20 protein-coding genes and 1 pseudogene are annotated in these 19,469 nt (G+C 73.0%); 7 read left to right on the plus strand and 14 right to left on the minus strand.

Going from position 1 to position 19,469, the window contains the following annotated elements; genetic code table 11:
- Positions 1-70: 70 nt before the first annotated feature.
- The 3 genes and pseudogenes from OG276_RS12260 to sigE form a co-directional block, all read right to left on the minus strand.
- Positions 71-1,495: a trypsin-like peptidase domain-containing protein gene (locus tag OG276_RS12260; protein ID WP_323182330.1), complete on the minus strand. Its 1,425-nt coding sequence runs from the start codon at positions 1,493-1,495 to the stop codon at positions 71-73.
- A 471-nt stretch (positions 1,496-1,966) separates the two neighbouring features.
- Positions 1,967-2,434, minus strand: a pseudogene (locus OG276_RS12265) (anti-sigma factor); the annotation flags it as partial.
- Positions 2,431-3,210, minus strand: coding sequence for an RNA polymerase sigma factor SigE (sigE, locus tag OG276_RS12270; RefSeq protein ID WP_243335949.1), 780 nt, complete (start codon positions 3,208-3,210; stop codon positions 2,431-2,433). The gene sigE and the pseudogene OG276_RS12265, both read right to left, overlap by 4 nt.
- Before the next feature lie 143 nt (positions 3,211-3,353).
- Between sigE and OG276_RS12275 the strand changes: the two genes are divergently transcribed.
- Positions 3,354-4,016 (plus strand): O-methyltransferase, encoded by a 663-nt coding sequence (locus OG276_RS12275; protein WP_243335946.1) that lies wholly within the window; start codon positions 3,354-3,356, stop codon positions 4,014-4,016.
- Between the two features lie 216 nt (positions 4,017-4,232).
- On the opposite strand, the gene OG276_RS12280 is transcribed toward OG276_RS12275, so the two are convergent.
- On the minus strand, positions 4,233-4,400 hold the full coding sequence (locus OG276_RS12280) for a DUF3117 domain-containing protein (RefSeq protein WP_003966491.1): 168 nt from the start codon (positions 4,398-4,400) through the stop codon (positions 4,233-4,235).
- Positions 4,401-4,731: 331 nt separating this feature from the next.
- On the opposite strand from OG276_RS12280, the gene OG276_RS12285 reads away from it, so the two are divergent.
- The gene (locus OG276_RS12285) at positions 4,732-5,535 is read left to right on the plus strand and encodes an enoyl-CoA hydratase/isomerase family protein (protein ID WP_266904800.1); all 804 of its coding nucleotides are present in this window, start codon (positions 4,732-4,734) and stop codon (positions 5,533-5,535) included.
- Between the two features lie 457 nt (positions 5,536-5,992).
- On the opposite strand, the gene OG276_RS12290 is transcribed toward OG276_RS12285, so the two are convergent.
- Together OG276_RS12290 and OG276_RS12295 are read right to left on the minus strand one after the other, a co-directional pair.
- Entirely contained in the window at positions 5,993-6,568 is a 576-nt protein-coding gene (locus OG276_RS12290) for a DNA-3-methyladenine glycosylase I (RefSeq protein WP_323182331.1), read from the minus strand.
- On the minus strand, positions 6,565-6,930 hold the full coding sequence (locus tag OG276_RS12295) for a DivIVA domain-containing protein (RefSeq protein ID WP_266904802.1): 366 nt from the start codon (positions 6,928-6,930) through the stop codon (positions 6,565-6,567). Before OG276_RS12295 ends, OG276_RS12290 begins: the two co-directional genes overlap by 4 nt.
- A gap of 76 nt (positions 6,931-7,006) precedes the next feature.
- On the opposite strand from OG276_RS12295, the gene folP reads away from it, so the two are divergent.
- Positions 7,007-7,867: a dihydropteroate synthase gene (folP, locus tag OG276_RS12300; RefSeq protein ID WP_266904803.1), complete on the plus strand. Its 861-nt coding sequence runs from the start codon at positions 7,007-7,009 to the stop codon at positions 7,865-7,867.
- Positions 7,868-7,882: 15 nt separating this feature from the next.
- Here folP and OG276_RS12305 read toward each other — a convergent pair whose 3' ends face one another.
- Together OG276_RS12305 and dapE are read right to left on the minus strand one after the other, a co-directional pair.
- Positions 7,883-8,641, minus strand: a complete 759-nt coding sequence (locus tag OG276_RS12305; RefSeq protein WP_266904805.1) for a TIGR00730 family Rossman fold protein — start codon at positions 8,639-8,641, stop codon at positions 7,883-7,885.
- 64 nt (positions 8,642-8,705) lie between these two features.
- The gene (gene dapE, locus OG276_RS12310; RefSeq protein WP_266904807.1) at positions 8,706-9,785 is read right to left on the minus strand and encodes a succinyl-diaminopimelate desuccinylase; all 1,080 of its coding nucleotides are present in this window, start codon (positions 9,783-9,785) and stop codon (positions 8,706-8,708) included.
- Positions 9,786-9,872: 87 nt separating this feature from the next.
- Here dapE and OG276_RS12315 point away from each other — a divergent pair, with 87 nt between their 5' ends.
- Both OG276_RS12315 and OG276_RS12320 read left to right on the plus strand, forming a co-directional pair.
- Positions 9,873-10,877: a hypothetical protein gene (locus OG276_RS12315; RefSeq protein WP_266904809.1), complete on the plus strand. Its 1,005-nt coding sequence runs from the start codon at positions 9,873-9,875 to the stop codon at positions 10,875-10,877.
- Positions 10,878-11,105: 228 nt separating this feature from the next.
- Positions 11,106-11,453, plus strand: coding sequence for an ATP-binding protein (locus OG276_RS12320; RefSeq protein WP_266904811.1), 348 nt, complete (start codon positions 11,106-11,108; stop codon positions 11,451-11,453).
- 95 nt (positions 11,454-11,548) lie between these two features.
- Here OG276_RS12320 and dapC read toward each other — a convergent pair whose 3' ends face one another.
- The gene (dapC, locus tag OG276_RS12325) at positions 11,549-12,649 is read right to left on the minus strand and encodes a succinyldiaminopimelate transaminase (protein WP_266904813.1); all 1,101 of its coding nucleotides are present in this window, start codon (positions 12,647-12,649) and stop codon (positions 11,549-11,551) included.
- A gap of 130 nt (positions 12,650-12,779) precedes the next feature.
- A complete protein-coding gene (gene fdxA / locus OG276_RS12330; RefSeq protein ID WP_030868357.1) occupies positions 12,780-13,109 on the minus strand; it encodes a ferredoxin in 330 nt (109 codons plus the stop codon).
- A gap of 117 nt (positions 13,110-13,226) precedes the next feature.
- On the opposite strand from fdxA, the gene OG276_RS12335 reads away from it, so the two are divergent.
- Together OG276_RS12335 and OG276_RS12340 are read left to right on the plus strand one after the other, a co-directional pair.
- Positions 13,227-14,219, plus strand: a complete 993-nt coding sequence (locus OG276_RS12335) for a GNAT family N-acetyltransferase (protein ID WP_266904817.1) — start codon at positions 13,227-13,229, stop codon at positions 14,217-14,219.
- On the plus strand, positions 14,216-15,007 hold the full coding sequence (locus OG276_RS12340) for a transglutaminase-like domain-containing protein (RefSeq protein ID WP_266904819.1): 792 nt from the start codon (positions 14,216-14,218) through the stop codon (positions 15,005-15,007). The genes OG276_RS12335 and OG276_RS12340 overlap by 4 nt, the downstream gene beginning before the upstream one ends.
- Positions 15,008-15,238: 231 nt before the next feature.
- On the opposite strand, the gene OG276_RS12345 is transcribed toward OG276_RS12340, so the two are convergent.
- The 4 genes from OG276_RS12345 to OG276_RS12360 all read right to left on the minus strand — a co-directional run bounded on the left by OG276_RS12345 (position 15,239) and on the right by OG276_RS12360 (position 19,185).
- Entirely contained in the window at positions 15,239-17,251 is a 2,013-nt protein-coding gene (locus tag OG276_RS12345) for a hypothetical protein (RefSeq protein ID WP_323182332.1), read from the minus strand.
- Between the two features lie 391 nt (positions 17,252-17,642).
- Positions 17,643-18,035 (minus strand): DUF6113 family protein, encoded by a 393-nt coding sequence (locus tag OG276_RS12350; RefSeq protein WP_266904823.1) that lies wholly within the window; start codon positions 18,033-18,035, stop codon positions 17,643-17,645.
- Positions 18,032-18,940, minus strand: a complete 909-nt coding sequence (mshB, locus tag OG276_RS12355) for an N-acetyl-1-D-myo-inositol-2-amino-2-deoxy-alpha-D-glucopyranoside deacetylase (RefSeq protein ID WP_266904825.1) — start codon at positions 18,938-18,940, stop codon at positions 18,032-18,034. Before mshB ends, OG276_RS12350 begins: the two co-directional genes overlap by 4 nt.
- Positions 18,941-18,990: 50 nt before the next feature.
- A complete protein-coding gene (locus OG276_RS12360) occupies positions 18,991-19,185 on the minus strand; it encodes a hypothetical protein (RefSeq protein ID WP_266904827.1) in 195 nt (64 codons plus the stop codon).
- Positions 19,186-19,469: the final 284 nt, after the last annotated feature.

The following is a 19,469-nucleotide window of genomic DNA, read 5'->3' on the forward strand; positions in this document are numbered from 1 at the left end:
CCGGCCCGGTCCGCAGGCCAATACACCAGGACCGGCTGATTACCGGACCGCTTCGGCATTCACCCGCCCGTCATGATCCGTTCGCGGATCCGAGGACCACTTCCAGCGTGCGCTCCCGGCCCTCGCGCAGCACGGTGAGGGTGAGCCGGTCGCCCGGCCGGTGGGCGCGGACCTTGATCACCAGCTCGTCGCCGCCGTGCACCCGTACCCCGTCGACCTCGGTGATCACGTCGCCCGGCCTGATGCCCGCGCGGGCTCCGGGCCCGCCCGCGGTGACGGCGGGCTTGCCGTCCTCGCCCTTCTCCCCCACCCGGGCGCCGTCGCCGGAGTAGTCCATGTCCAGGGTGACGCCGATGACGGGGTGGGTGGCGCGGCCGGTGCGGATCAGCTCCTCGGCCACGCGCTTGCCCTGGTTCACCGGGATGGCGAAGCCTAGGCCGATGCTGCCGCGCTGCTGTCCGGAGCTGTCCTTGCCGTCGCCTCCCCGGATGGCGCTGTTGATGCCGATCACCTGGGCCTTGGCGTCGAGGAGCGGTCCGCCGGAGTTGCCGGGGTTGATGGGGGCGTCGGTCTGGAGGGCGTCGACGTAGCTGACGTCGCTGCCGTCGCCCTTGTCGCCGCCGGCGGTGATGGGACGGCCGGTGGCGCTGATGATGCCCGCGGTGACGGTGTTGGACAGGTCGTAGGGGGCTCCGATGGCCACGACGGGGTCGCCGACCTCGACGTTCTCGGAGTTGCCGAGCGCCAGCGGCCGCAGGCCCCGTACCCCGTCGACCTTGACGACGGCCAGGTCGTATCCGGTGTCGCCGCCGACCAGTTCGGCGGGGACGCTCTCGCCGGTGCTGAAGGTGACCGTTATGGTCCGGGCCCCGTTGACCACGTGGTTGTTGGTGAGGATGTGGCCCTGCCCGTCGAGGACGAAGCCGGTGCCGGTCGAGCTGCTCTGCGCGCCGTTGACGTGCAGGGTGACCACACCGGGGAGCGCGGTGGCGGCGATCCCGGCGACGCTGTCGGGAGCGCGGCCGCGGTCGGCGCGGGCCGCCTGCGGAAGTTCGAGGCGGGTGCCGGCCTGCCGCTCGGCGAGGACCCCCGCGTAGCCGCCGATGCCACCGGCCAGGAGGGCGATCCCGACGCCGAGGAGGATGCCCTGGCGCAGCCGAACCCGGCGGGATCCCGCCCGGCCGTGGTCCACCGCCTGGAGCGGCCGCGCACCCCACGGGTCGTACCGCGGCTCCGTGTCCGTGCCCGCGTCCGCGTCCGGCACCGCCCTCGGCGGCGGTACGGATCCCTCGTGCGCGGCGACCGGCTCCGCGGGGCGACTCCACCACTGGGGGACCGGGGCGGGGGCCGGATCCCCGGCTGCGGGGGACTCGGCCCGCGGGGCCGGTACGGACACCTCGTCGGCGCCGACGGGATCCGCGGGGCGGCTCCACCAGCGGGGCAGGAGGGCGGGTACCGGATCCGCCGCCGGATCGGTCTGCTGACTGTCGGACATGGGCGCTCCCCGCCTACCTGTCGGTCTCCGCCGGCCGCCCGGGGCGGGGCATCTGGCGGAGATTCAACCAGGTCGCCCCCGCCACCCGCCCCGGCGGGCCGGACGGGCGGGGACGGGGAACGGGTGAACGGCGCCCGGAGTACTCGGCTTCCGCCCGGTGCGGCGAGAGCGCCTGCCGGGCGTCGCGAGGCAGACGGGAGTGTGACGAGGTGCCGTGCCGGGCGTCGCGCCCCGGTGAACCTTCCGGCCGCAGCACTAGCGGTACAGGGACACCGGGCGGGCGGAAGTGGTCGGGCGGGCGGGCGTCGGGGAGGCCGCGAGGGGGGTGACCGAGCGGAGCGTCGGGACGGTGCCCGGCTTCGGCAGCCGGTTCTCCCGGACCACCGCGTCGACCACCGGGACCACGGGACCCGTGCGCGCGGCCGGGGCCTCGCCGCGGGCATTGGGCTCGACCGCTTCCATCGGCAGCGAACCGCCCAGCGCGATCGCGGCGAGCGACACCGCTCCTGCGGCCACGAACGCGAAGCGGCGCCGCTGCCGGCCCACCTCGTGTATCCGGAAGCCCTGCTGCTGCGGCGCGGCCGCGGCCGCAGGCGGCGCGTAGCCGAAGGGCGCGAAGGGGTCGGCTCCCGCGGACGGCCCGAAGGGGCCGGAGGGGCCTGAGGGGCCCTCGGAGCCGCCTCCCGGCAGCCCCTGCAACCGCGCCAGCAGCCCGGCCGACAGCGGAGGCGGAGCGCTCTCCACGAACATGGTCTTCAGGCGCCGCTGCGCATCGGCCTCGGCCTTGCACTTGGGGCACGTCGCCAGGTGCGCCAGTACCCGCTCGCGCGCGTCGTGGTCCAACTCCCCGTCCACGAGGGCGGCGAGCCGGTCGCCCAGATGCCGTTCGGCGGAGGAGGCCTGTTCGGCGGGCGACGGGGACGGACTGATCCCGCTCACTCGGCTCCGCCCTCTCCCCCTGCGCCGGGCGCGCCCACGGCCACACCGGCCAGCGCGCGCTGCTCGGCACGGGCCTCGGGAGAACGGTGCTTGAGCGCCTTGCGCAGGTGCGAACGGCCCCGGTGGATACGGCTGCGCACGGTGCCGAGCTTCACGCCGAGCGTGGCGGCGATCTCCTCGTAGGACAGGCCTTCGATGTCGCAGAGCACCACGGCCGCGCGGAACTCGGGCGCGAGGGTGTCCAGCGCCTGCTGGACGTCCGCGTCGAAGTGGGTGTCGTGCAGCACCTGCTGCGGGGACGGCTCACGGCTCGGCAGCCGCTCGGCGGCGTCGTCGGCGAGGGCGTCGAAGCGGATGCGCTGCTTGCGGCGGACCATGTCGAGGAAGAGGTTCGTGGTGATCCGGTGCAGCCAGCCCTCGAAGGTGCCGGGCGTGTACGTGGACAGCGAGCGGAAGACGCGGACGAAGACTTCCTGCGTCAGGTCCTCGGCGTCGTGCTGGTTGCCCGTCAGCCTGTAGGCGAGACGGTAGACCCGCGCACTGTGCGTGCTGACGATCTCCTCCCACGAGGGAGGGGTCCACGCCTGGGAGCCCGCATCGGCGGCGAACGTCGCGGTGGTTGCGGTGTCTACGGTGCGGAAACGGTCAGCAATGTTGGTCACGGATTTCGGCTCACCGGCCGACCAGAAGAGGCGTCGGAGGACACCCCCACGATCCACAGGCGCAGCCGCACCTCCCCTGTCGGCTCTGGTGGTGTCCAGCGGAATCCCTACCATAGCCACCCCTCCCGTCAGCTCTGGATAAGCTTTTTTGCAGTAACTTTGCACGGGCTTCAGGCCCCAGGCCGTTCTTGCGTCTCTACTGCTCTCAACGCCCGGTCCCATCTGCGGGTTCCCGACTCCAGCGGATACAGTCACCGTTGCGCCAACTATGGGGACAGGAGAGGGTCATTACCGGCAACCGGCAGACGAGCTGGGCGTTCGCCGACGCGTTTGTCGCCGAAGACGACGCTCTGCGATGGGCCCGCGACCGGTCCAGGGAAGCGGGACTGCGTTCCGTCTCCCCCGGCACCGGGGCCGCGCTGCGCCTGCTCGCCGCCACCGCGGACGCCAAGGCGGTCGCCGAGATCGGCACCGGAACCGGCGTGTCCGGCATCCACCTCCTGCACGGCATGCGCGCCGACGGGGTCCTGACCACCGTGGATCCCGAAGCGGACCGGCAGGCCTTCGCCCGCCAGGCCTTCCGCGCCGCCGGCTTCGCGGGCAACCGCGCCCGCTTCATCCCGGGCCGCGCCCTGGACGTACTGCCCCGGCTGGCCGACGGCGGATACGACCTCGTCTTCTGCGACGGGGACCCGTCCGAGTCCCTCGACTACCTCGCTGAATCGTTGCGCCTGCTCCGCCCCGGCGGCCTGGTCTGCTTCGAGGGAGTCTTCTCCGACGGCCGTACGGTCGACTCCGCGGCCCAGCCGGTGGAGGTGCTCCGCGTCCGCGAGCTGCTGCGCAGCGTCCGCGAGAGCCCGGCCCTGGAGGCCGCCCTGCTCCCGGTCGGCGACGGGCTGCTGTGCGCGGTCCGGCGCTGAGCCCGCGCTGCGGTCGCGGGTCGGCGCGGTAGCGCGAAGGTCTGCGCGGCCGTACCGCCCGGCACGGTTCCGGCGAGGAGCCGCGCCCCGGTGTGGTTCTCGGTCCTAGGCCCTCGGTCCTTGCGGACACAACACTGCCCCGACCGCAGATCGCGGCCGGGGCAGTGCAGAGAATGCAGCGAAAGTACTGTCAGTCATCCCTGGTGGACCTGGGGATCAGCCGACGACCTTCTTCAGGGCGTCACCCAGGGCGTCCGCCTCGTCCGGAGTCAGCTCGACGACGAGCCGACCGCCGCCCTCGAGCGGTACGCGCATGACGATGCCCCGCCCCTCCTTGGTGACCTCGAGCGGGCCGTCGCCCGTCCGCGGCTTCATGGCCGCCATGCTCGTTCCCCTTCCTGAAACCAGTTCATCGTCAGCCGACGGCTCCATTCAGGCGCCTAGTACCCGGCATCGAACACATTGCTTCCAGGCCATTATCCCGCATGTCAGGACCCGATGACCAACATCGGCCGGGAACACTTGTGCAACGCGCTTGACCAAAACCACTCATTTCGGGGACACGCCTGCGATACTTCGCCGCCGCGGCACGAGTCTGCCCTTCCGTTTATTTGACGCACATCACATGTCCGACCCCCGTCCGGTCCGCCATGCTGACCTTTGCACCGGCCGGTACCGGCCGGTAGCCAGCCCGCGACGAAGGGGGACCCCCGCCATGGCCGACAGCGTGCTCTACGAAGTGACCGACGGACTCGCGACCATCACGATCAACCGTCCCGAGGCCATGAACGCCATGAACACCGAGGCCAAGGTCGCCCTGCGCGACGCGGCCCGGGCGGCGGCCGGGGATCCGGCGGTACGGGCGGTCCTGCTCACCGCGGCCGGCAACCGGGCGTTCTGCGTGGGCCAGGACCTCAAGGAACACGTCGGGTTCCTGGCGGCCGACCGCGAGCACGGCTCCTCACTGACCATGAACACCGTCGCGGAGCACTACAACCCGATCGTCCGGGCGCTGACGGAGATGCCGAAGCCGGTGGTCGCGGGCGTCAACGGCGTCGCGGCGGGCGCGGGCTTCGGATTCGCCCTGGCGGCGGACTTCCGCGTGGTCGCGGACACCGCCTCGTTCAACACGTCCTTCGCGGGTGTCGCCCTGACGGCCGACTCGGGCGTCTCCTGGACGCTGCCCCGCCTGATCGGCGGCTCGCGCGCCTCCGACCTGTTGCTGTTCCCGCGGTCCGTGAAGGCCCAGGAAGCCCTGGAACTCGGCATCGCGAACCGCGTGGTCCCCTCGGAGGAGCTGGCGGCCGAGGCGCTGGCCGTGGCGCGGCGGCTCGCGCAGGGCCCGACGGTCGCCTACGCGGCGCTGAAGGAGTCCCTGGCGTACGGGGCCTCCCGGTCGCTCTCCGACGCGCTGGACCACGAGGACGTGCTCCAGGCCCGTGCGGGGGCCTCTGAGGACCACGGCATCGCCGTCGCGGCCTTCCTCGCGAAGGAGGCTCCGCGCTACCTGGGTCGCTGAGCCGCGGCCCCGCCGGGCGTACGGGGGCCCCTGCGCGGGCGGGGTCCCCGCATCGCCTCTTGCCGCTGCGCGGGGCGAAGTCCCCGCAGCGCCCCTTGCCGCTGCGCGGGGCAAAGTCCCCGACCCGCCCTTCCACCGTTCCCAGGGCCTGCCCTGACCCGGTCCTCAAACGCCGGACGGGCTGGAGGGTCCCGGGCTGCGCCCGGACCCCCTGGGGCTCCGCCCCAGACCCCGGTCCTCAAACGCCGGACGGCTGAAAGACGGCGGCGAGGCTGGAAGTGCCCTGCGGGCGATCCAGCCCCTCCGGCGTTTGAGGAGCGGGGGTCCGGGGGCTGGCCCCCCGGCAGCGGCGCCGGAGGTGGCCAAGGGTCCGGGCGGAGCCCGGGGAACGGGGGAAGGGCGGGTCGGGGACTCTTGCCCCGCAGGGCCGGACAGGGCGTGCTCGGCGCGGGCTCGGTCAGGGCAGGTCGCGGGAGACGCAGCGGGCCAGGTGGTCGTTGACCAGGCCGCAGGCCTGCATCAGGGCGTAGGCCGTCGTGGGGCCCACGAAGCGGATGCCCGCCTTCTTCAGGGCCTTGGCCAGCGCCGTGGACTCCGGAGTCACCGCCGGGATCTCGGTGGTGCTCTTCGGGGCCCGCCCCGGCGCCGGCGCGTGGGACCAGATCAGCGCGTCCAGTTCGCCCTCGCCCCACCCGGCCAGGGTCTTGGCGTTGGCGAGGGTCGCCTCGACCTTGGCCCGGTTCCGGATGATCCCCTCGTCCGCGAGGAGCCGTTCCACGTCGGCCGCCCCGAAATCCGCCACCGCGGCGATCTCGAAGCCCGCGAAGGCCTTCCGGAACCCCTCGCGCCGGCGCAGGATCGTCAGCCAGGACAGCCCCGACTGGAAGGCTTCCAGGCACAGTCGCTCGTACAGCGCGTCGTCGCCGTGGACCGTACGGCCCCACTCCGTGTCGTGGTACGCGATGTACTCCTCGGTGGCCAGCCCCCAGGGGCACCGCAGGCCCCCGTCGGGTCCGGCGAGCACTCCGCTCACTGCTCGGCCGCCTTGGTCAGGTCCACCGAGCCTTCAGCCGAAGCAGAGGCAGAGACAGAGACAGAAGCCGGCGCCGCCGCTGCCGTGAGCTCCGCGATCCGCGCATCACGCTCCGCCAGCTCCGCCGCCAGCCGCTCCAGTACGTCGTCCACGTCGGACATCCGGTAGCCGCGCGGGGCCACGGGCAGACGCAGCTCGTCGATGTCCGCCCGTACGACGGGACGGTTCTCCGGCAGCGCGTCGGACAGCCGGTCGGGCTCGGCCTCCGGCAGCACGGCCTCGGACCCTCCGCCGGCCACCGCGAGGGTGACTCCGGCGACGACCACGACCAGCGCGATGAGCAAGAACGCGAACACGATCAACTCCCCTGAGAGACTCCGGCCACCAGGTTAAGGTCGCTGGCGAGGCGCAAGGGTCGCCGAAGGAGGAAAGAGCAGGATGCTGCGACTGGGCAGGCGCGAGTTCGACGACCACGAGACGGTGATCATGGCCATCGTGAACCGGACCCCTGACTCCTTCTACGACCAGGGAGCGACCTTCCGCGACGAGCCGGCCCTGGACCGGGTCGAGCAGGCGGTGGCCGAGGGCGCCGCGATCATCGACATCGGCGGGGTGAAGGCGGGTCCCGGCGAGCACGTGGACGCGGTGGAGGAGGCCCGGCGCACGGTGGGCTTCGTCGCCGAGGTCCGCCGCCGCCACCCCGACGTGGTGATCAGCGTCGACACCTGGCGCCACGAGGTCGGCGAGGCCGTCTGCGAGGCCGGTGCCGATCTCCTCAACGACGCGTGGGGCGGGGTGGACCCGAAGCTCGCGGAGGTCGCTGCGCGGTACGGCGCGGGCATCGTCTGCACCCACGCGGGCGGGGTCGAGCCGCGGACCCGGCCGCACCGGACCGAGTACGAGGACGTGATGGCCGACATCCTGCGCGTCACGGTCGGCCTGGCCGAACGCGCCGCGGCCCTGGGCGTCCCCCGCGAGTCGATCATGATCGACCCGGGCCACGACTTCGGGAAGAACACCCGCCACTCCCTGGAGGCCACCCGCCGCCTCTCGGAGATGGCGGAGACGGGCTGGCCGGTCCTGGTCTCCCTCTCCAACAAGGACTTCGTCGGCGAGACCCTCGACAAGCCCGTGAAGGAACGCCTCCTGGGCACCCTGGCCACGACGGCCGTCTCGGCCTGGCTGGGCGCCCAGGTCTACCGCGTCCACGAGGTCGCGGAAACCAAGCAGGTCCTGGACATGGTCCGCTCCATCCAGGGCCACCGGCCCCCGGCGGTCGCCCGCCGGGGGCTGGCGTAGCGGTCGGAGGCGGTCCTACAGACCGACTTCCTTCGTCACGAGCGCGATCGCCTCGTCCACGTCGTCGGTGACGTGGAAGAGGTAGAGGTCCTTCTCCGAGGCCTTGCCCTGGGCGATGACCGTGTTCTTCAGCCAGTCGATGAGCCCGCTCCAGTACGCCGTGCCGAACAGCACGATCGGGAAGCGGGTGATCTTCTGCGTCTGGACCAGGGTCAGGGCCTCGAACATCTCGTCGAGGGTGCCGAGACCGCCCGGCAGGACCACGAAGCCCTGGCTGTACTTCACGAACATCGTCTTGCGGACGAAGAAGTAGCGGAAGTTCAGCCCGAGGTCGACGTGCTCGTTGAGGCCCTGCTCGAAGGGGAGCTCGATGCCCAGGCCGACCGAGAGGCCGCCCGCTTCCCGCGCGCCCTTGTTGGCCGCCTCCATGGCGCCGGGACCGCCGCCCGTGATCACCGCGAACCCGGCGTCCACGAGCGCGCCGCCGATCCGCACGCCCGCCTCGTACTCCGGCGAGCCCGCCGGCGTCCGGGCGGAGCCGAACACGCTGATCGCCGGCGGCAGCTCCGCCAGGGTGCCGAAGCCCTCGATGAACTCCGACTGGATGCGCAGGACCCGCCACGGATCGGTGTGCACCCACTCGGAGGGCCCGGCCGAATCCAGCAGCCGCTGGTCCGTCGTACTGCCGGCCTGCACCTGGCCCCGCCTCCTCAGCACCGGCCCGAGCTGCTGCTCCTCGGGCCGACGACGAGCGGACCCTTCAGGGTTGCCCATGATGTGCTCCCTCCTGCTGATCGTTGGATCAGGTTAGGCGCACAAAGGTGACGAGAAGCGGAATTCAGGCGGTCAGCCAGGCGCGGAGTCGTTCCTCGCAGTGGAGGATCGCCTTCGTTTCGACGCGCTCGTCGGCCTTGTGGGCCAGCAGGGCGTCGCCCGGGCCGTAGTTGACCGCCGGGACGCCCAGCGCGCTGAAGCGGGAGACGTCCGTCCAGCCGAACTTCGGCATGGCGTGTCCTCCGACGGCCTCCATGAAGGCCGCGGCGGCCGGGTGGGAGAGGCCGGGCAGGGCGCCGGGCGAGAAGTCGTCGACGACGAACTCGTCGACGCCGCAGTCCGCGAACACCTCGCGGACGTGGGCGATCGCCTCGTCCACGCTCCGGTCGGGGGCGAAGCGGAAGTTGACCGTGACGGTGCACTCGTGCGGGATGACGTTGTTGGCGACGCCGCCCTCGATGCGGACCGCGTTGAGGCCCTCGTGGTACTCCAGGCCGTCGATCACGGGCTTGCGGGGCTCGTACGCCGCCAGCGTCGCCAGGATCGGGCTCGCCGCGTGGATGGCGTTGGAGCCCATCCAGCTGCGCGCGGAGTGGGCGCGCTCGCCGGTCGTGTGGAGCAGGACGCGCAGGGTGCCCTGGCAGCCGCCCTCGACCTCGGCGTTGGAGGGTTCGAGGAGGACGGCGAAGTCGCCGGTCAGCCAGTCGGGGTGGGCTTCGGCGACCTTGCCGAGGCCGTTGAGGTCGGCGGCGACCTCTTCCTGGTCGTAGAAGACGAAGGTGAGGTCCCGGTTGGGCTCGGGGACCGTGGCCGCGATGCGCAGTTGTACGGCGACGCCCGACTTCATGTCGGTGGTGCCGCATCCCCACAGGACGTCGTTCTCGTCGAGGCGGGAGGGCACGTTGTCGGCGATCGGCACGGTGTCGAGGTGCCCGGCGAGTACGACGCGTTCGGCGCGGCCCAGGTGCGTGCGCGCGACCACGTTGTTGCCGAAGCGGTCCACGGTCAGGTGCGGCAGGCCGCGCAAGGCGTGTTCCACGAGGTCGGCGAGTACCTTCTCGTCACCGCTCACGGAGGGAATGTCGACGAGCCGGGCGGTCAGCTCGGCGGCGTCCAGGGTGAGGTCCAGCTCGGATTCGGACATGGACCTGACCCTAACCCCCCGGGCTGCGGCGAAGCCTTGTCCGTCCGGCCGATGGACGCGTCATGTGGCTCAAGTACGGTGGGCGGCGTGTCGCAGACCGATCTCCCCCGCCCTCGCCGCCGCCGTCGCCCGCTCCGCTGGGCCGCGGGCTTCCTGGTGCTGGTGGCGGTCGTCGGGTACTTCGTCGTGCAGCGCGCGTCGAACGACAACGGCGGCGTGCCCTACTGCACGGCTTCGGTCGACGGGAAGGGCGGTACGAAGGCCTCCGGCCAGTTCGAGGAGATGTCCCCCGACCAGGCGGTGAACGCGGCGACGATAGCCGCGGTCGGCGTGTCCAAGGGGATGCCCGACCGGGCCGTGACCATCGCGCTGGCGACCGCCATGCAGGAGTCGGCCCTGCGCAACCTCGATCACGGCGACCGCGATTCGCTGGGCCTGTTCCAGCAGCGGCCCTCGCAGGGCTGGGGCACGCCCGACCAGATCATGGACCCCGTGTACTCGGCGGGGATCTTCTACGACCGGCTGGCCGAGATCAAGGGGTACTCGCGGCTCCCGCTGACGGTGGCGGCGCAGAAGGTGCAGCTGAGCGGTTTCCCGCAGGCCTACGCGAAGCACGAGCCGGATGCCACCGTGCTGACCTCGGCCTTCACCGGCGGCGGCCACCTGACCTGTACCGGGCCCGCGCCCACCGGGTCCGGCGATCCGGCGAAGGTCCGGGCGGAGCTGACCCGGCTGCTCGGCAAGAACCCCCTCTACACGCTGCCCGCGGGTGCGGGTGCGGGTGCGGGCGATCCGGCGTCCGGGAAGGCCTCCGGGAAGGGCGCCGGGGCCGCCGCCGAGTCCGAGGTGACCCTGGTGGCGAAGCCCGGCGGCGGGGACCGGGCGGCGCGGACCGGGCAGGTGCTCGCGCAGTGGGCGGTGGCCGGCTCCCGCGAGCTGGGGATCACGCGGGTCTCGTACGGCGACAAGTCCTGGGTCGCCGGCAAGGACGGCGACCGGTGGCGGGCGCCGGGCGCGGCGGGCGCCGGGAACGGCGCCGGGAATCCCTCCGTCGCGGCTCCGGGCCAGGTACGGATCTTCCTGCGCGGCTGATCTCCCGCTGGACGGGTGTACGACCCGTCCCCCGTAAGGGGGTGACCCGTACGGCGGACACGGCGCTCCCCGCGGGCACACAACCGCAGGTCGGCGCGTGTTCCGAGCGGTCGGCCCGGAAGCCGATTAAACGATCCGTTACTGATCCTTTACCCACCGGCTCCGCAACTCGCGCCCCCCTCCGAGCGGTTGTCACGGCGTACTCAGCCGCTACCGCTTAGGAGCAACATGTCCCTCCCCCTGACCCGCCGGATCGCCCGTGCCGCGCTGCTCCTCGCAGCCGGGGCAGCGCCCGTGGTCGGTGCGGCCGGCGCGGCCAGCGCCGCGGGCCTGGAGTCCGTGCCGCAGCTGGGCGCGCTCACCGCGCCGGACGCGACGGTCGCCGCCGCGGGCGACACCGCCACCGATGCCGTGCCCGCCTCGACCCTGCCGGCGCCCGCGCCCGCCGACGAGGTGACCGGCGCCGCGGGCAGCCTGTTGGCCGGGCTGCCGCTCGCCGGCGGCGGGCTTCCGGGTGGCGGCCTGCCGGGCGGACTGCCCGGCGGTCTCCCGGGCGGCCTGCCCGGCCTCGGCTAGCAGTCGCGGCCACGGAAACGCCGAGGGGCCCGGGAGCACGAACTCCCGGGCCCCTCGGGCTGTCCGCGCATCCGTCGCGAGCACGGGCGGATCGGCTACGGCGCCAGCCGCTTGGCCGCCGCCCCGACGCGTTCGTCCGTGGCCGTGAAGGCGACGCGGACGAAGTGCGCGCCCGCCTCGCCGTAGAAGTCGCCGGGTGCGACCAGGATGCCGAGCCCGGCCAGGTGGGCGACCGTGTCCCAGCAGGGCTCGTCCCGGGTCACCCACAGGTACAGGCTGGCCTCGCTGTGCTCGACGCGGAAGCCGTGCGCCTCCAGGGCCGTGCGCAGCGTCGCGCGGCGGGCCGCGTAGCGCACCCGCTGCTCCTCGACGTGTACGTCGTCGCCCAGGGCCGCCACCGTGGCCGCCTGCACGGGGGCGGGGGTCATCATGCCGCCGTGCTTGCGGATCTGGAGCAGCTCGCCCAGGACCTCGGCGTCACCGGCGATGAAGGCCGCCCGGTAGCCGGCCAGGTTGGACCGCTTGGAGAGCGAGTGGACGGCGACGATGCCCTCGTACGAGCCCCCGCAGACCTCGTCGTGCAGGACGGAGACGGGCTCGGCCTCCCAGCCCAGCTCCAGGTAGCACTCGTCGCTGAAGATCAGGATCCCGTGCTCGCGCGCCCAGGCCACGATGCGTACGAGCTCCTCCTTGGGGAGGACCTTGCCGGTGGGGTTGGACGGGGAGTTGAGCCACAGCAGCTTCACGCGGGCCGGGTCGAGATCGGTGGTGGGATCGTCGTAGACCACCGGCTCGGCGCCGCACAGCCGCGCGCCGACCTCGTACGTCGGGTAGGCGAGGCGGGGGTACGCCACCTGGTCGCCGGCGCCCAGGCCCAGCTGGGTGGGCAGCCAGGCCACCAGTTCCTTGGAGCCGACGACCGGCAGGACGTTGCGGTGTCCGGCGGCGCTCGCGCCGAGGCGGGTGCGCACCCAGCCGGAGATGGCGTCGCGCAGGGCGGGGGTGCCCCACACCGTGGGGTAGCCCGGGGAGTCCGCGGCCTCGATCAGGGCGCGCTGGATCAGCTCCGGCACCGGGTCGACGGGGGTGCCGACGGAGAGGTCGACGATTCCGTCCGGGTGGGCCGACGCCGTTGCCTTGTACGGCTCCAGCTTGTCCCAGGGGAAGACGGGGAGACGGGCTGAGACTGCGGCCACGTTGCGCGCTCGCTTTCCGGGTGTTCCGTGCTTTCCAGAATTTCGTACAGGTGACGGTCAAAACACCTCGGTCCCGTGCGGCTGCGAGCCGTACGGGACCGAGGGACGCGCGTGGGGCGTTGCCCGACCGTCAGTGGCTCGGGTTGATGTCCGCCGGAAGCGCAGCGATGAAGGGGTGGTCGCGCTCGATCAGGCCGAGCTTGGAGGCACCACCGGGCGAACCGAGCTCGTCGAAGAACTCGACGTTCGCCTTGTAGTAGTCCTTCCACTCCTCCGGAGTGTCGTCCTCGTAGAAGATGGCCTCGACCGGGCAGACCGGCTCACAGGCACCACAGTCGACGCACTCGTCCGGGTGGATGTACAAGGACCGCTGGCCCTCGTAGATGCAGTCGACGGGGCACTCTTCGATGCATGCCTTGTCCTTGACGTCGACACAAGGCTCCGCGATGACGTAGGTCACGCTCTCGTTCCTCCTCATAAGGGCTTTCCATATCGCGCGGGAGCGCGGCGTCGTCGATGCCCGCCTCTAGTATCTCCGTTCCCGGGCACGATCCGAACAGGAGGGGCGGACAGAGCTGTGGAAATCACTGCCGGTGGACGGCTGGAGATCCGGATTACACCCGCTGACGTGGGTAAACGTGTCTCTGTGCGACGGGTGGAGCACGGCTCGACCGGAGCCCCCTGTTTCACGGACACCGTAGGGGTTCTCACATCCTGGAACTCGGGTGTGGTGACGATCACACGAAAGACCGGCGAGTCCGTCCGCATCGCGGAATCCGCGCTGGTGGCGGGCAAGGTCGTACCGGCCGCGCCGGCCCGGCGCAGGGGTCCCGCGGCCTCCTTCGAGGAGCTCGCGCGGGTCTGTGCGCGGGCCTGGGTGCCGCTGGAGAGCGAGCCGCTGGGCGAGTGGACGCTGCGCGCGGCCGGCGGATTCACCCGCCGGGCCAACTCCGTACTGCCGCTCGGCGATCCCGGGACCCCGCTGGACGATGCACTCGCGCGAGTGACCTCCTGGTACGCGCAGCGTGGTCTTCCGGCCTACGTACAGACCGCCACGGGGGCGGCGGGCACGCAGGAGCTGCTGTGCGCGGAGCTGGAGGACCGGGGCTGGGTCCGCGAGGTGTCGGCGGAGGTGCAGGTCGGCGGGCTGGCGGCGGTCGGGGACCTGGACGTGGACGATGCCGTGGTCGCGGGCGTACGCCTCACCCGTGCTCCGGACGAGGAGTGGCTCTCCCGCTACGGGCGGGTGAAGGACCCCGAGACCGCCCGCCGGGTGCTGACGGCGGGGCCCTCGGTGTGGTTCGCGACGGTGCCGGGCCGGGCCATCGGGCGGCTCGTGGTGGACGGCCGGTGGGCCGGGTTCGCGGCCGTCGAGGTCGGCCCGGAGCACCGGCGCCGGGGCCTCGCCTCGGCCGTGATGGCGGCGCTGGCGCGGCGCGCCCTTCAGGAGGGCGCCTCGGCGGCCTGGCTCCAGGTGGAGAACGACAACACCGGGGCGCGGGCGCTGTACGAGGGAATGGGCTTCGGGACGCACCACTCCTACCACCACTACCGCCGGGCGGCGCAGTGACCTCGCCCTGGCGCGAGCGGTTCGCCGCCGAGGCGCGGGCGGAGCGGCCCGACCTGGCCGCGCTGTGCCTGCTGCTGGCCGCGGAGGGGGACCCCGAGCTCGACGAACGGGCGATGGACTGGGCACAGATCGAGCTGGACCGGCTGGCGGGGATGCTGCCGTACGGGCTGCGGGGCGCACGTGCGTGGGCTTCGGCGGTGAGTGAACTGCTGGGCGTGCGGATGGGGTTCCACGGGACGCCGGCCGACTACGACCGGCTCTCGTCCTCGCTGCTGCACGAGGTGCTGCGGCGGCGCCGGGGGCTGCCGATCCTGTTGTCCGTGGTGTGGCTGGAGGTGGCCCGGCGGGCCGGGGCTCCGGTGTACGGGCTGGCCCTGCCGGGGCACTTCGTGGTGGGCTTCGGGGATCCCGAGGAGGGCGTGGTCGTCGACCCCTTCGCGGGGGGCGCCTCGCTGGGCGCGGGTCCGGCGGAGCTGGCGGCGGGGCCGCGGACCGCGGCGCGCACGATGGACATCGTGCTGCGGATCCTGAACAACATCCGGGCGTGGGCCTCGTCGCGGCCCGAGCATTCCGGAGTGGCGCTGTGGGCGCTGGAGCTGGCGCTGCTGCTGCCCTCGCATCCTGCGGCGTTGCGGTACGAGCGGGCGAAGCTGCTGGTGGAGCGGGGGGAGTTCGCGGCGGGGGCGGCGGAGATGGAGTCCTACGCGGTGGTCGTGGACGTGATCGATCCGCCGTCGGCGGTGCGGATTCGTGCCGAGGCGATGGCGGCGCGGGCCCTGCTGAACTAGGCCGTCGGCCTTCTTGCCGCTGCGCGGGGCGGAGTCCCCGCTGCGGCCCTTGCCGCTGCGCGGGGCGGAGTCCCCGCTGCGGCCCTTCCACCGTTCCCCGGGCGCTGCCCGGACCCGGTCCTCACACGCCGGACGGGCTGAAAGATCGCCTCAAACGCCGGCGGGGCTGGATTTTGGATGCGCCGGAGCCCCTCCCCCGTGTTCGGGGAGGGGCTCCGGGGGTTCGCTCGGTCAGCTCGGGTTGGTGGGGATGACCGCGGTGCGTTCGGCGGTGGTCTTGCCGCGCAGGGCCTTGCCGAGGACTCCGGCGACGTCCTGCGGGGTGACGGCGGTCTTCTCGCCGGTGCCGCGCATGATGAGGACTCCGTCGAAGGTGTTCCCGTAGGCCGTCTTGAGGGCCTCCAGGTCGTACTTCTCCACGAGGTGGCCGTCCACGGCCTGCATGCTCAGGATCTTCGGCAGGGACTTGGGGCCGAGGGGGATGGACTTGGTGCCCGCCTTGACGAGGACCGGAGCGGACATCGCGGGCGTGGCGAACTCCTTCATCGCCCGGTCCAGTTCGGCCTGGCCGATGACCGGGTCCTTGGTGGCGACCGGGAGTGGGACCGGGGAGGCCTGGGCGCCCTCGACCATGTCGTGGAACGCCTTGGTGACCAGGCCGACGGAGGCGTCCACATCGAGCGTGGAGCCGGGCTTGCCGGGGACGGCGATGGCCTTGCCGGTGTCGAAGGTGATGGTGCCCTCGGTGACGGAGCCGGAGGTGCCGGCGAGCTCCTGGAGGGCGACCCGCAGCTTCTCCTCGTCGATGGGCAGGACGGCCTCGGCCTTGCGCTCGCTGCCGAACAGCGAGCCGATGACCGTGACGGGGTTGTAGTCGCTGCCCGCCGCGTTGCGGACGGTGGTCTGGCTGTCCAGGCTCAGGCCGGCCTTCTCGGGCTTCAGCTCGACCGGCTTGTCGCCGACGGTGAGCTGGAGCGGGGTGGTGGCGCGGTTGCCGAAGGACCTCTGGAGCTTGGCGACGGCCTCGTCGCGGCTGCCGCTGATGTCGACGCCCATGACGGTGGTGCCCTTGGGGACGTCGGAGTGGTTGAGGAGCAGACCGGCTCCGTAGGCCACGCCGAACAGCGTGAAGAGGGCACCGCCGAGCAGGACCACCTTGCTGCGGCCCTTCTTGGCGGGCCGCGCCGGGGCCGGCGCGGAGGCCTTGGCCTTCTTCGCGGGCGCCGCGGCGGGTGCCGGCTGGGGGTGTCCGGCGGAGCCCATCTCCGGACCGGGCCAGCTCGGCTCCGGTCCGCCGACCGGTACGGAGCCCAGCGCGGGCCCGCCGGTCGGCCCGTCCGGACCGCGGCCGGTGCCGGTGCCGGGCCAGGCCGGAGCGGGCGGGACCGGGGTTCCCAGGGCCTGGGCCACGGGGCCCGAACCGGGGCCGTACGCGGCTCCGGGGCCGGGCTGCGGCGCGGGGGGCCCTGCGGGGCCGGGACCCTGCGCGAAGCCCGCGGGGGCACCCGTACGGGGACCGCCGGGTCCGGCGGGCGGTGCGGGATAGCCGGCACCCTGCCCGCCACCGGGGCCGGGGCCGCCAGGGCCGGGGCCGCCGGCACCGGGACCGCCGGGGCCCATCGGCGCACCGGGGCGCTGCCCGGCGGGGCCCTGGGCGAGGCCCTGCTGCGGAGGCCCGTCGAAGCGGGGGCCGCCGGCCTGAGCCGGGGCGGGGCCCGGACCGCCGGGGCGGGAGCCCATCGGGGCACCGGGACCGGGGCCCATCGGGGCGCCTTGGCCGGGGCCCATCGGGGCACCGGGGCCGGGACCCATCGGCGCACCCGGACCGGGTCCGGGGCCCATCGGCGCACCCGGGCGCGGCCCGGCCGGGCCCGGGGCGAAGCCCTGCTGCGCGGGCCCGTCGAAGCGCGGGCCGCCGGCCTGAGCCGGGGCGGGGCCGCGCGGCGGGGCCTGCGCGGGGGTGGGAGTCGGGGCGGGCATCGGGGCGGGCGCGGTGCCCGCCCTGCGCGGGGCGAACCAGTTGCTGGTCGGGTCCTCACCCGGAGCCGGCTCGGGCTCGGGCACGGGGGCGGCTGCGGGCTCGGGCGCCTGCCCGGCCTCGGCTTCGGGCATGGCCTGGCGTACGACCACGGGCGGAATCGGCCGCGAACCCGGGATGTTGATCCGGATCCGGGTCGTCAGCTGGGTCTCCGTCTTGGGCCCGTCGGAATCGGGTGTGGACGGCTTCGCGGGCGGTGCGGTCACTGAACTCTCCTCCGGGGTGGTCGCCGCGCCCGGACCGGGGGGCACTGTCGTGGACGGATACTGGCCTGATCCATACGGCGGCGTACCCGGGGGGTAGGCGGCTCCGCCGCGCCCGTTGGGCCCGGAGGACGGACTGTCAGTTTCACGGCTCAAGGCAGGTTCTCCCGATCGGCTCCGCCGCCCGTCATAGCGTGCGCGGGCAGCTCGGCGGCCGGTCCACCATACTGGCCGCCGCCCGCGCACACCCGGCCGCCGGGAACGAAGGGTTCCCCCTCGGCCTCCCGCGCGCCCTTCGCGCGCACCCCCCGAGCGTCTGCCGCCCGGCCGCCGGGGGTCCGCGCACGCACTGGCCGAGCCGCTCGTCACGGCGTCGCGAGCGGCCGACGCCTCGTCACTTGGCGTTCCCGGCGGCCGAAAGCGGCCGGTCCTTCGCGATTCTCATCGTGGCGCACATCACAGCGAGCACCACTCCACCCAAAAGGTAGGCGTACATGCCGATTCCGGACGAACCGAGCAGGAAGTCCCCCTCCGGCCGGGGCACACCGAGGATCACGTAGGCGAGGAACCAGCCGCCGGTGGCCGCTCCCACCCCGATGCCGGTGCCCAGTGCGATCCGGGCGCCGAGGAACAGGCCGAAGAGCGCGAGGAGGGCGAGGAGCAGTCCGCCCGGGAACCACAGGTCGACGACGAGCCAGCCGGCGACTCCGGTCAGCGCCCCCGCCGCCAACAGGCCGAGCAGGACGGCGATCCGCCCCGCGTTCCCGATGGCCGCCGGCCCGGTCATGCCCGCACCCCCGCGAAGAGGTCGTGCTCGCGCTCGCCCGCCGCGGCGCCGGGCAGGCCCGCGGCCAACTCGTAGTACTCGTGGGTGAACAGCGGCTGGGCCAGGTCGTTGGAGAGCGCGAAGAAGGGCCCGTCCACCGCGATCTGGGTGGCATGGGCGCGCATCGCGGCGGTCTTGGCGGCCACGAACGCCTGCTCCGCCGCCTCGTCCCCGCCGATCTCGGCGGTGATCCGCTCGTCGGCCACCACGCCCGGCACGTCGTCCACCGCGGCCGGCGCCGGGAAGGGCACCTCGCTCCCGGCCTCGCGCAGCCGGGAGAAGCCCTCTTCGACGACCGTGCGCGGGACGCGGTTCCAGTAGAACTTCTGGATGGTGTGCGGCGCCCCGAGGTCACGGCGGTACGTGGGCTCCGCGGCCAGTTCGGCGGCGCGGGTGGCGACGCGGTGGGCCTGGATGTGGTCGGGGTGGCCGTAGCCGCCGTTCGGGTCGTAGGTGACGAGGACCTGGGGGCGCAGTTCGCGGATCACCTCTACGAGGTACCCCGCGGCCTCGTCCACGTCGGCGGACCAAAAGGCGCCGGGCCGGCGGTTCTGCTCGGCGCCCATCATTCCGGAGTCGCGGAAGCGGCCGGGGCCGCCGAGGAAGCGGTGGTCGGCGACGCCCAGTTCGCGCATGGCCTCGGCGAGCTCGCCGACGCGGTGGGCGCCAAGGGTGTCGTCGCGGTCGGCCGTCAGGTGGGCGAGTTCGGGCGGGATGACCTCACCCTCCTCGCCGAGCGTGCAGGTCACCAACGCGACATGGACGCCCTCGGCCGCGTACTTGGCCATGGTGACGCCGTTGTTGATGGACTCGTCGTCCGGGTGCGCGTGCACGAGCAGGAGCCGACGGGCGGGAAGACCGTTCATGGGGTCACCCTACGAGAAACGGCGGCCCCGCCCCCGGAACCGGAACGCCGCTAGAACTTGAGGCCGCTGATCATGCTCGCCACATTGGAGGTCAGCTGGCTGAGCGTCGGAGCCACGGTCGAGCTCGCCAGATAGAAGCCGAGCAGTACACAGACCACTGCGTGACCCGCCTTCAGGCCCGAACGCCGGACCAGCAGGAAGACGACGACTGCCAGCAGCACCACGGCCGAGATCGATAGTGCCACGGCTGTTTCACCTCCACGTCGAGCGGACATCGGGTTCGCGTACTCGCAACTCGGTGCTCGGCAGAGTCATACCCACCGTGCGCTACGGATCATAACTATCCGTACCGCCACATCGATCGATTCCGGCAGCACGAGGGGCGCACGGCGCGCACGTCCGGGGTCACAGGAGTACCGGCCGGGGAGGCTGTACGCCTCCCCGGCCGGCCGTCGGCACCCGCACGGCCGCACTGGATCCAGGCTGCCCGGCCCAGATCTCGGGACAGAAACGGTCAAGTTGCCTACGT

Source organism: Streptomyces sp. NBC_00086 (assembly GCF_026343255.1).
Classification (GTDB): Bacteria; Actinomycetota; Actinomycetes; order Streptomycetales; family Streptomycetaceae; genus Streptomyces.